This window comes from Limnobacter sp., from assembly GCF_964228395.1.
Classification (GTDB): Bacteria; Pseudomonadota; Gammaproteobacteria; order Burkholderiales; family Burkholderiaceae_B; genus Limnobacter.
The window spans coordinates 1-10,094 of sequence record NZ_CAXQZX010000138.1; the positions used below are offsets into that span (position 1 = coordinate 1).

The following is a 10,094-nucleotide window of genomic DNA, read 5'->3' on the forward strand; positions in this document are numbered from 1 at the left end:
CTGAGCTGTCCTTTTTCTTGAGAAAACACGGCCTGCTCAAACTCGGGAACCATCGCACCTTTGCCAAAAAAACCGAGGTCGCCACCCTGGCTTGCAGAGCCTGGATCGGTTGAATACTTTTTCGCAAGCTCAGCAAACTGAGCGGGGTTGGCCTTCACCTCAGCCAACACTTTTTCTGCCTCAGCCTTCAAATCAGATTCCGACTTGCCTTCAGCCGTGATGGGCAAGAGGATGTGCCTCGCACGGCGCTCTTCAGGTGTCGAAAAACGGGCCTTATTCTGCTCGTAATATTTTTGAACGTCTTCATCGCTGACTGAAATTTTTGCCTTAATGTCATCAGCCGATAACACCAAATATTCCACGTGTGCACGCTGTGGCAACATAAACTGCTGCTGGTTATTGTCGTAGAAGGCTTTCATCTGCTCTTCAGTAACACTGACCTGCGCCAGGTAGGGGGCAAGGTCAATGGTTTTGGTGCGTACCACACGCCCGGCCAACTGAACATCGTCCAGTTGCTTTTCAATGCTGGCCGGAAAAAAAGATGCACGCAACAAAGGATCAAGCACCTGGTTTCTGGCCAAGGCAAAACGCACATTCGCTTCGTACTGTGGGGGTGTTAAACCACGTGCGGCCAATTCGCGTTTGTAGGCTTCAAGATTGAATTTCCCATCCACCTGAAACAAAGACGTGTTTTTGATTTCTTCTTGCAGAGCTGCATCACTGGCCGTGAGGTACTGCTTCTGCACCGACTGCTGAACCAGGTATTGCAACACCATCGAGTCAAGCAATTGGCGATTGATCTCAGGCGAGTCAAACACCTTGGGGTCGAAGTTTGGGCCAGATTGAGTGCGAGCCTCTTCAATGCGCTGACGCTTGACCTGGTCAAACTCTTCTTGCGTGATGGTGTAGTCGCCCACCTTGGCCAGCGCATTGGCATCTTGACTTACCTGGTTGTAGCCCTCCAGACCAAACAAAGCGAATGCCGGCGCGATGAACAGCAACAGCACGAACTGCATTATTTTCTGGTTATTGCGAATGAAATCAAACATGTGAAATTGAATAGTTGGGGTGAACGACAACGCATAATCATACCCCAAGCGTTTGCGCTGATTACCGAGTGGCGGTTGTGCTAGCGGAAGATCGTGAAAAGAAAAAAGGGAACCCGAAGGTTCCCTTTTTTTTTTTGGCGGAGTGGACGGGGCTCGAACCCGCGACCCCCGGCGTGACAGGCCGGTATTCTGACCAACTGAACTACCACTCCTGAAGTTGGTTGCTGATGCAAATTTGGTGGGTGCTGAGAGGCTCGAACTCCCGACCTAAGCCTTGTAAGGGCTCCGCTCTACCAACTGAGCTAAGCACCCGACTGTCACGCTACTCAGATCAACTTGCTTTTGATGTTACTCGCTGGCTTGTTTTTCTTGTTTTGTAACTGTCGCTTTGCGAATCAGCCAAGACCGCAATTATATACAGAGATTAATTCGTCTTGCAATACCTGTCTGCGAAATTTTTAAAATTAATTCACAGCGTCTTTCAGGGCTTTACCTGGGCGGAACTTGGGCACCTTGGCCGCCTTGATCTTGATGGTTGCACCAGTGCGTGGGTTGCGGCCGCTGCGTGCAGCGCGCTTACCAACAGCGAAGGTACCAAAACCAACCAGAGTCACTGTGCCGCCCTTTTTCAGGGTGGTCTTCACAGCAGCGATCATGGCGTCCAGTGCACGGCCGGCAGCCGCCTTGGAAATTTCTGCTGAGTCAGCGATGTGGTCGATCAATTCAGTTTTATTCATGTAAAAAGCCCCCTCAAGGTGACAAATAAAAAGTGCCCGATCACACAGGCACCACGTTGCTTCCAGTGCCTAATTTAGACACGCCGCAAACCCTGATGTCAACACATTTTGCGGGGTGCATACCCTTATTTTTCAGGCCTGGCGCGGCTTTCCGCGATGCACAAGAAAAAAGCCCCAAGCCGCATGGCTTGGGGCCTATGTAAAATGCCGTGACAATTCAGTGCTTTAGGCTTGGGTTCGCAGTGCTGTCCTCAGGTTTGCTGGCCAGCACCTCTGGCTCGTCTGGCAGCGGCTCTGGCTGGGCTTCCAAGGCATTTTGTAGCACTTGGTCGATCCATTTCACAGGAATAATCTCCAAGCTGTTTTTCACATTGCTTGGAATTTCAGCCAAATCCTTCACGTTCTCTTCGGGTATCAACACGGTTTTGATGCCGCCGCGGTGAGCAGCCAACAGCTTTTCTTTCAAGCCGCCAATGGCCAGCACTTCGCCGCGCAACGTGATTTCACCAGTCATGGCCACGGTGGATTTCACCGGGATACCAGTCAGTGTGGACACCAGCGCCGTGGTCATGGCGATGCCAGCGGACGGACCGTCCTTTGGCGTTGCCCCCTCGGGCACGTGCACGTGAATGTCTTGCTTCTCGAAGGTGTCGTTTTTAATGCCCAGCCGCTTGGCGCGCGCACGGACAACTGTACGTGCAGCCTCAACGGACTCTTTCATCACATCACCGAGCGATCCAGTGCGAATAATGTTCCCCTTGCCTGGCATGGCCACAGTCTCGATGGTCAACAAATCGCCACCCACCTCAGTCCAGGCCAGACCCGTGACCTGACCCACCTGGTTTTCTTTTTCGGCCAGCCCGTAGCTGAATCGACGCACACCCAAAAACTTATCGAGGTTTTTGGGCGTGACCGTGACTTTCTTGGCGTCTTTGCCCAGCACCATTTGGCGCACCACCTTGCGGCAAATCTTGGACATTTCACTCTCCAGCCCGCGAACGCCAGCCTCGCGGGTGTAGTAGCGAATAATGTCGCGAATGGCCGCTTCGGAAACGCTCAGTTCTTCTTCCTTCACACCATTGTTTTTAAGCTGCTTGGGCAAGAGGTATTTTTGCGTGATGTTCACTTTTTCGTCTTCGGTGTATCCGCTCAGACGAATCACTTCCATGCGGTCGAGCAATGCATGGGGAATGTTCAGCGAGTTGGCCGTGGCCACAAACATCACATCACTGAGGTCGTACTCCACTTCAACGTAATGATCTACAAAGGTGCTGTTTTGCTCTGGGTCCAATACCTCCAGCAAAGCCGAAGCAGGATCCCCGCGGAAATCCATGCCCATTTTGTCGATTTCATCAAGCAGGAACAGTGGGTTACGAACACCCACTTTGGTAATGCTGTTCAGCACCTTGCCGGGCATCGACCCAATGTAGGTTTTACGATGACCACGAATTTCAGCCTCGTCGCGAACACCACCCAAAGCCATGCGAACAAACTTCCGGTTGGTGGCTTTGGCCACAGATTGACCAAGCGAGGTTTTACCTACGCCAGGGGGCCCCACCAGGCACAGAATGGGCGCCTTCAGCTTATCGACACGCTGCTGCACAGCGAGGTATTCCACAATGCGTTCTTTAACTTTTTCAAGGCCGTAGTGGTCTTCATCCAGTACGCGCTCTGCATTGCCAAGGTCGTTATTAATTTTGGTTTTCTTCTTCCAGGGCAAGCCAACCAGCACGTCGATGTAGTTGCGAATCACCGTGGCTTCTGCCGACATGGGTGACATCAGCTTGAGCTTTTTCAGCTCAGCCTCGGCCTTTTTCAGGGCCTCCTTGGGCATTTTGGCAGACTTGATACGTCGCTCAAGTTCTTCCATGTCTGCGCCATCTTCACCCTCGCCCAGCTCTTTTTGAATGGCTTTCACCTGCTCGTTGAGGTAATACTCTCGCTGGCTCTTTTCCATTTGGCGCTTCACACGACCGCGGATGCGCTTTTCCACCTGAAGAATGTCAATTTCAGTTTCCAGTTGGGAGAGCAAAGCCTCTAGGCGCTGAGCAATGCTGAAGGTTTCCAGAATGGATTGTTTTTGCTCCAGCTTCAAGGGCAAGTGGCTGACAATGGTGTCCGCCAGTCGACCCACATCTTCGATGCTGGCCAGCGAGGTCAAAATTTCTGGAGGAATTTTTTTGTTCAGCTTGACGTAAGAATCAAACTGCGCCATCACCGCACGCTTCATGGCCTCGGTTTCTGGGCTTTGTGACGGGTCGGGCAGCAAGGGCATGGCCTGCGCCGCAAAGTGTGTGCCTTCGTCGCTCACTTTCAACAGGCGCGCACGCTGAACGCCTTCTACCAACACTTTTACTGTGCCATCTGGCAGCTTAAGCATTTGCAACACATTGGCCACGCAGCCAATGTTGTAGATGTCTTTTTCGCTGGGTTCATCCTTGGTGGCAGACTTTTGGGCCACCAGCAAAATGCTTTTGCCGGTTTCCATTGCAATTTCAAGCGCTTTAATGGACTTGGGACGCCCCACGAACAACGGAATAACCATGTGCGGGAACACCACCACATCACGCAATGGCAAAAGCGACAGGTCGATGGGTTGTTCCGGAAGCACGTTGTTTGCTGACATATTAATCACCTATTGAATGCATACCCCAACTATGGGGCTGAAACGCGCTTATTCAAGCCTTGTGTGAACACTCACGACTTAAACAATACCACCGAAAAGAAAAAGCCCAACCGAGGAGTTGGGCTTTTTTTACCATTTTGCGAGCGGCTTAGGCAGTGGCCGACACACTCGTTTGCAATCAGGATTTGTCTTTGCTGCTGGCCACCTTGGGCTGGTCTTCGTATATCAGCAAAGGCTGGCCTTCCCCGGTGATGGTGGATTCATCAATCACCACTTTTTTAACATTGGGATCGCTGGGAAGTTCGTACATGATCTCCAACAAAGCCTGCTCAAGAATGGTACGCAAACCGCGCGCACCAGTTTTACGTTGTATTGCTTTCTTGGCAATCGCACTCAAGGCAGAGGGACGAACTTCGAGCTCAGCACCATCCATTTCAAGAAGTTTTTCGAACTGCTTGACCATGGCGTTTTTGGGCTTGGTCAAAATTTCGATCAGCGCAGGCTCATCGAGTTCATCCAGTGTGGCGATGACAGGCAAGCGCCCCACCAATTCGGGAATGATGCCGAATTTAATCAGATCCTCGGGCTCCACTTCAGCCAGCAGGGTACCCACGTTCTCATCGTTCTTGCTTTTAACTTCAGCACCAAAGCCAATGCCTGAGCGCTCAGAACGGTTGCGGATAATTTTGTCCAGGCCCTCAAAAGCACCACCTACGATGAACAGCACGTTGGTGGTGTCGATTTGCACAAAATCCTGGTTGGGGTGCTTGCGCCCTCCCTGCGGCGGCACAGAGGCCACAGTGCCTTCGATCAACTTCAGCAGGGCCTGCTGCACACCCTCACCCGACACATCGCGGGTGATTGAAGGGTTATCTGATTTGCGTGAAATTTTGTCAATTTCGTCGATATAGACAATGCCACGCTGGGCTTTTTCAACCTCGTAATTGCAGTTTTGCAGCAGCTTTTGAATGATGTTCTCGACGTCTTCACCCACATAACCAGCCTCGGTGAGTGTGGTGGCGTCTGCAATTACGAATGGCACGTTCAACAAACGAGCCAACGTTTGCGCCAGCAATGTTTTACCGGAGCCTGTGGGCCCAACCAGCAAAATATTGGATTTTGTCAGCTCAATGTCGTCTTTCTTGGCGCCCATGTGGCGCAGACGCTTGTAGTGGTTGTACACCGCCACTGCAAGCACACGTTTGGCTTTGTCTTGCCCAATCACGTATTGGTCAAGAATGGCGCGAATTTCCTGGGGTGTAGGCAGCTTGTCCCCACCGCCGTTTGCGTTGGCTTCAGCCGCTTCATCGCGAATAATGTCGTTGCAAAGCTCGATGCACTCATCGCAGATAAACACGGAAGGTCCGGCGATCAGTTTTTTAACTTCGTGCTGGCTCTTGCCACAGAAGGAACAATACAGCAGCTTTTCGCTGGAGCCTTTCTTTTCTGACATCTTGGATCCTCGGGATGGCCCACCGCTGAGTGGGCCAACTGGCATGGTTATTTCTTCTCGGTAGGCGCAACGCGGTGCTTCAGCACATCGTCAATCAAACCGTAACTCTTGGCGTCATCCGCCCCCATAAAGTTATCACGATCCGTGTCGCGTGCAATAGTCTCAATGGGCTTGCCGGTGTTTTCAGCCAGAATTCCGTTGAGCTTTTCACGCAGGTACAGGATTTCTTTGGCATGAATTTCAATGTCGGAGGCCTGCCCTTGCACACCGCCCAAGGGCTGGTGAATCATGATTCGGCTGTTGGGCAAAGAGAAGCGCTTGCCTTTGGCGCCAGAGGACAACAAAAACGCCCCCATGGACGCAGCCAGCCCTGTGCACAATGTTGACACATCGGGCTTGATGAACTGCATGGTGTCATAAATGGCCATGCCGGCAGACACTGAACCACCAGGGCTATTGATGTACAGGGCGATGTCTTTGTCTGGGTTCTCTGACTCAAGGAACAACAGCTGGGCCACGATCACGTTGGCCATTTGGTCGTTGATGGGGCCCACCAGGAAAATAACCCGCTCGCGCAGCAAGCGGGAGTAAATATCGTAGGCCCGTTCGCCACGACCACTTTGTTCAATCACCATGGGCACGTACATATTGCCCTGTGGCTCGGTAAAACTGGAATTATTGAATTGGCCGGTCATGGCGCGAGGGTCCCAAATCATATTTACTTATTTCCCATCAGTTCGTCAAAAGACAGTTTTTTCTCGGTTACTTTGGATTTGCCCAATGTGAAGTCAACCACATTGTCCTCCAGAATAACCGCTTCAACATCCGCCAAACGCGCGCGGTCCTGGAAATACCACTGCATTACTTCGGCAGGGTTTTCGTAGCTTTGAGCTTGCTCTTCAATGAAGGCACGCACTTGCTCGGGCTTGGCTTGCAGGGCGTTTTGCTTGACCAGATCAGACACGATCAGACCCAAGCGAACGCGGCGTTCTGCTTGCGCGGCAAAAATATCTTCAGGCAACTGGATTTGCTCGACGTTTTGCATGCCACGGGCCTTCAGGTCCTGGCGGGCGCGGCTGGCCAGCTCGGCTGTTTCGGTGGCAATCAGAGCCTTGGGCACATCAAATTCAGCCACTTTCAACAGGGCATTCATCACAGCTTCTTTGGTTTGCGCTTTGGTGCGGTTGTTTACTTCACGCGTTAGGTTCACACGCACGTCATCACGCAGCTTCTCAACGCTGCCATCTGCAATGCCCATGGCTTTTGCAAACTCTTCATTGACTTCGGGCAACTGAGGTGCTTCCACCTTTTTGATCACAATGGTGAACTGGGCAGTTTTGCCAGCCACGTCTTTGCCGTGGTAATCGTCTGGAAAGGCGAGATCAAACGTTTTCTCTTCGCCCTTTTTCATGCCCTTGGCTGCGGCTTCGAACTCGGGCAGCATTTGGCCCTTGCCCAATACGAAAGAGAAGTCTTCAGCGGTGCCGCCATCGAAGGCCACGCCATCAATTTTGCCGGTGAAATCGAGCGTGACTTTGTCGTCTTCTTGGGAAGCACGATCAGATTCAGCAAACGTCGCACGCTGCTTGCGCAGAATCTCGATTGTTTTTTCAACCTCGGCGTCGCTGACTTCCACCACAGTTTTTTCAATTTCAAGGGTGGAAAAATCACCAAACTTCACCTCGGGAAACACTTCAAAGGTGGCCTTGAATGCGAATGAATCCTCGCCGGCGTCGTCAGCGGCTTCAATTTTTGGCGTGCCGGCCACACGCAGGTCTTGCTTTTGCACTTCTTCGTTGAAGGTGCGGCCGAGTTCGTCGTTTAGCACTTCAGAGTGCACTTGGGGGCCATAGTTTTGTACCACCATTTTCATGGGTACCTTACCGGGGCGGAAACCAGGCATGCGGGCTGTGCGAGCCACTTTTTTCAGGCGCTTTTCAACTTCCGCATTGATTTTGTCTACTGAAAGCTTCAGGGAGATTGTTTTCTCAAGTGGGCTGACAGTGTTGGTTGTTTCAGTCATTTCAAACTCTTGGACTAGAATCCGGCCTGTGGCCGACAGGGTTAAAGGGGTTAGCGGAACGCCCACCAAAGTTGGAGGAATGGTTCTACAATTGCCGTTATCTTACACAAGTATGGAGCGGGTTTGGCGCGCAGGGTGCGCCACTGAGGGGGAGTTTTGGTGCGGATGAAAGGACTCGAACCTTCACGGGTCACCCCGCCAGAACCTAAATCTGGTGCGTCTACCAATTTCGCCACATCCGCATGCAGCCGAACATTATAGCGCGTATTATGCCGGGCATGTCACTAGAAAACCCTTTGGCCTACTGTAGAGAAAAAATTGCTGGTCCCACCAGTGGCCTGCACTACGCCACCCTCTTCCAACCCGAGCCCCAAAAAGCGTTTTGGCTGGGATGCTTTGCCCTCAATCATGAGTTGCGGCAAGCCAGCATGCGGCAGTTGGAGGCCGGCCTCACCCAGGTGAAGCTGGGCTGGTGGCGCAACGCCCTCTCGCAAGCACAAAGCAACAGCAATCCCCATCCCGTGATTCAAGCCATGTCCGCAGCCACCGTGGCCGGTCTCGGGCCCGACGACTGGGCCATGCTCATAGAAACCACCGTTCAAGGCTGCGAAGTGGCCCGCTTCGACACGTTTGCACAATGGCATGCCCACACCCAAGCTTTGCTGCAGCCTTGGGTGCAGCTGCTTGGTGTTCGCATGCATCAGCAGGGCTTGCTGCGCAACAACACCGAGCAACTGCTGGCGTTTTGGGCCAGCAGCGGCCAACTGGCTCAATTGTTAAGTTTGGCTAAATATCTGGATGAACAATTCCAGCCCATTCCGGTGACCATGCTAAGCCAATTTGGCGTGCAGGCCAGCCAGATTAAACGCCGTGAACACGACGCCAACACTGCCGCACTTTTTGAAGACGTGGTGTCACAAATACAAAACGCTGCACAAAAAGCTTGGACAGCCATGCCAAAGGAGCAGCGCCTGTTTTGTCGCCCATTGAGGGCCCTGTATCGAATGCGCTTGGCCGAATGGCGGGTGCACAAAGCCGATGGCAAGCGACTGCTTTCCGAGCAAAAAGCGCTCACGCCGTGGAAAAAGTTTTCCACGGCCTGGACCACCCATGTGCTGCAGTGGTAATTGGTCAAGCCACCGGTTTTTTAACCCGGTAAGCCGCCGCATACAAAGCTGGTAAAAAGAACAGGGTGAGCAAAGTGGCCACCAGCAACCCGCCCATGATGGCCACCGCCATCGGCCCCCAAAACTGCGAGCGCATCAAGGGGATCATGGCCAGTACGGCTGCGGCAGCCGTGAGCAAGATGGGCCTAGAGCGGCGGATGGTCGATTCAATAATGGCTTCAAAGGGATGCACCCCCGCGGCGCGGTCTTGCTCAATTTGGTCCACCAAAATGACCGAGTTGCGGATAATCATGCCAAACAGCGCAATCACCCCCAACTGAGCCACAAATCCAAATGGTTTGCCACTCACGATTAATGCCAGGGCGGCGCCAATAATGCCAAGGGGCCCAGTGAAATACACCAGCAAAGTTCGACCAAAGCTTTTGAGTTGCAGCATCAACAAAGTCAGCACAATGAACAACATGAGCGGCACGTTGACCATGATTGACTTCTGCGCTTTGCCTGAGTCAGCAGCCAGCCCATCGAGCTTGATTTGCACACCCAATGGCAATTCCGCGCGAAGCGGGGTCAAGGCTTTGTCCATGGCCAACGCCACCGTGGTGCCTTGAATTCCTGACACCACATCAGCCTTCACTGTGATGGCAAAATCGCCGTTTTCGCGCCAGATCACACCGGGTTCAAAGCTCATGTCCACACGCCCCACCTGGGACAAGGGCACGTACGCGCCGCTGGCGGTGGGTACATTGGCATTCAACAATTCAGCGAGCGTGTCGCGCTCTTCGACCGGATTTCGAAACACAATGTCAATCAGGCGGTTGTTTTCGCGATATTGACCAATGGGAGCACCCGACAAAATTACATGCGAGGCGTGGGCGATGCTTTCACTGCTCACGCCCAGGGCTCGAGCGCGCGCCTGATCCACTTCCACCTTCATCACTGTGATGTTTTCATTCCAGTTGTCGTGCGTTCCACGCGTGTATTCGCTGCCGGCCACAGCCTGTTTAACGCGATCTGCCACGCCACGAACAACCCGGGGATCGGGACCCTGCACTACAAACTGAACCGGGTAGGTCACGGGT

Annotated in this window: 8 protein-coding genes and 3 tRNA genes; 1 reads left to right on the plus strand and 10 read right to left on the minus strand. The window is 52.8% G+C overall.

Going from position 1 to position 10,094, the window contains the following annotated elements; all coding sequences use genetic code 11:
- The 9 genes from ACEQU8_RS11690 to ACEQU8_RS11730 form a co-directional block, all read right to left on the minus strand.
- A partial coding sequence (locus ACEQU8_RS11690; protein WP_370263791.1) for a SurA N-terminal domain-containing protein occupies nt 1–1,016 on the minus strand: 1,016 nt, incomplete at its 3' end.
- 168 nt (nt 1,017–1,184) lie between these two features.
- Nucleotides 1,185–1,261 (minus strand) — tRNA-Asp (locus ACEQU8_RS11695).
- Between the two features lie 24 nt (nt 1,262–1,285).
- A tRNA-Val gene (locus ACEQU8_RS11700) sits at nt 1,286–1,361 on the minus strand.
- 152 nt (nt 1,362–1,513) lie between these two features.
- Nucleotides 1,514–1,786 carry an HU family DNA-binding protein gene (locus ACEQU8_RS11705; protein WP_370263793.1) on the minus strand — a complete coding sequence of 91 codons (273 nt, stop codon included), beginning with the start codon at nt 1,784–1,786 and terminating at the stop codon, nt 1,514–1,516.
- 217 nt (nt 1,787–2,003) lie between these two features.
- On the minus strand, nt 2,004–4,412 hold the full coding sequence (lon, locus tag ACEQU8_RS11710; RefSeq protein WP_370263795.1) for an endopeptidase La: 2,409 nt from the start codon (nt 4,410–4,412) through the stop codon (nt 2,004–2,006).
- 178 nt (nt 4,413–4,590) lie between these two features.
- The gene (gene clpX / locus ACEQU8_RS11715; RefSeq protein WP_370263796.1) at nt 4,591–5,865 is read right to left on the minus strand and encodes an ATP-dependent Clp protease ATP-binding subunit ClpX; all 1,275 of its coding nucleotides are present in this window, start codon (nt 5,863–5,865) and stop codon (nt 4,591–4,593) included.
- Nucleotides 5,866–5,912: 47 nt separating this feature from the next.
- Nucleotides 5,913–6,560 carry an ATP-dependent Clp endopeptidase proteolytic subunit ClpP gene (gene clpP / locus ACEQU8_RS11720; protein WP_370263802.1) on the minus strand — a complete coding sequence of 216 codons (648 nt, stop codon included), beginning with the start codon at nt 6,558–6,560 and terminating at the stop codon, nt 5,913–5,915.
- Nucleotides 6,561–6,583: 23 nt separating this feature from the next.
- Entirely contained in the window at nt 6,584–7,888 is a 1,305-nt protein-coding gene (gene tig / locus ACEQU8_RS11725) for a trigger factor (protein ID WP_370263797.1), read from the minus strand.
- Nucleotides 7,889–8,045: 157 nt separating this feature from the next.
- A tRNA-Leu gene (locus tag ACEQU8_RS11730) sits at nt 8,046–8,130 on the minus strand.
- On the opposite strand from ACEQU8_RS11730, the gene ACEQU8_RS11735 reads away from it, so the two are divergent.
- The gene (locus ACEQU8_RS11735) at nt 8,131–9,015 is read left to right on the plus strand and encodes a squalene/phytoene synthase family protein (RefSeq protein WP_370263800.1); all 885 of its coding nucleotides are present in this window, start codon (nt 8,131–8,133) and stop codon (nt 9,013–9,015) included. It begins immediately after the preceding tRNA gene.
- A gap of 4 nt (nt 9,016–9,019) precedes the next feature.
- Here ACEQU8_RS11735 and ACEQU8_RS11740 read toward each other — a convergent pair.
- A partial coding sequence (locus ACEQU8_RS11740; protein WP_370263801.1) for an efflux RND transporter permease subunit occupies nt 9,020–10,094 on the minus strand: 1,075 nt, incomplete at its 5' end.